Origin of the sequence: Streptomyces sp. NPDC059853 (genome assembly GCF_042731495.1) — a bacterium.
In the GTDB taxonomy this organism is placed as follows: domain Bacteria; phylum Actinomycetota; class Actinomycetes; order Streptomycetales; family Streptomycetaceae; genus Streptomyces.
Genome location: NZ_JBHWJL010000483.1, coordinates 1 through 1,190, shown reverse-complemented (window position 1 = coordinate 1,190; position 1,190 = coordinate 1). Strand labels below are relative to the sequence as shown.

Below are 1,190 nucleotides of genomic sequence, written 5' to 3'. Positions count from 1 at the left end.
GGCAGTTCCCTGGCGGCGGCCGGGACGAACGCTTCCAGGCCGGCGTTGATGAGCCGGCCGAGCGCGGCGTCGCGCAGGCTGTCGGGGATGGTGCCGCTGGTGAGGGTGAGGGAGCCGTTGTCGCGCAGCCGGGGCAGGGCGCGGCGTACCAGTTCGACCTGGCCGATGAGTTTGCTGTCCAGGCCGCTGAAGAAGTCGGCGTCCGTGGAGCCGGCGACCGGGGCGGTGCCGCCGCTGGCGGCGCAGCACACCACGGCGTCGACCGGCCCGTGCGCGGCGAGCAGCGCGTCGATGGTGGCGGGCCGCGTCAGGTCGACGCGGGCCGCGCCGCCCCGGGAGGCGCGGACCACGCGGTGGCCGCGCGTCTCCAGCGCGCCGGCGACGGCGGCACCGATGGTGCCGCCCGCGCCGATCACGATGACGTCGAGCGTCACGCGGTCTCCACGTGCCGGATGGCGATGGAGTTGATGCAGTACCGCAGGTCGGTGGGGGTGCCGTAGCCCTCGCCCTCGAAGACGTGGCCCAGGTGGGAGCCGCAGGCGGCGCAGAGCACCTCGGTACGGGGGCGGCCCGGCAGCGAGGTGTCGGTGCGGGTCTCCACCGCGTCGCTGTCGGCCGGGTCGTAGAACGAGGGCCAGCCGCAGTGCGACTCGAACTTGGTCTCGGAGCGGAAGAGTTCGGCGCCGCAGGCGCGGCAGTTGTAGACGCCGACCGTCTTGGTGTCGGTGTACTCGCCGGTGAACGCCCGCTCGGTGCCGGCCTCGCGCAGGACCCGGTACTCCTCGTCGGTCAGCTCCTCGCGCCACTGCTCGTCGGTCTTCTCGACCTTGTAACCCATGGTTGTCGGTTCCTCCTCGGCTATCGGTCAGGGCCGGGCCAGCCGGTCCAGGATCTTCGGCCCCAGCTCGGTGACGTCCCCGGCCCCCATGGTGAGAACGAGATCACCGGGGCGCGCCATTCCCGCCACGGCCTCGGGCACACCGTCCTTGCCGTCCTGCGGCGCGGGGTGGACGGTGGCGCCGTGGGCGGTGGCGGCGTCGGTGATCAGCGCGCTGGTGACGCCGGGGATGGGGTCCTCGCGGGCGGGATAGATGTCCAGCACCACGCAGCCGTCGGCGAGCGCGAGGGCCCGGCCCATCTCGGTGCCCAGTTCGCGGGTGCGGCTGAACAGGTGGGGCTGGAAGACGACC

At 73.4% G+C, this 1,190-nt stretch carries 3 protein-coding genes; all 3 read right to left on the bottom strand.

Features of this window, described 5'->3' with window-relative positions:
• A partial coding sequence (locus ACFV5N_RS27055; RefSeq protein ID WP_385604942.1) for an NAD-dependent epimerase/dehydratase family protein occupies positions 1 to 434 on the bottom strand: 434 nt, incomplete at its 3' end.
• Positions 431 to 838: a peptide-methionine (R)-S-oxide reductase MsrB gene (msrB, locus tag ACFV5N_RS27050; protein WP_385604939.1), complete on the bottom strand. Its 408-nt coding sequence runs from the start codon at positions 836 to 838 to the stop codon at positions 431 to 433. The genes ACFV5N_RS27055 and msrB, both read right to left, overlap by 4 nt.
• A 27-nt stretch (positions 839 to 865) precedes the next feature.
• The coding region (locus ACFV5N_RS27045; RefSeq protein WP_385604936.1) for a glutamate ligase domain-containing protein at positions 866 to 1,190 on the bottom strand (325 nt) is incomplete at its 5' end.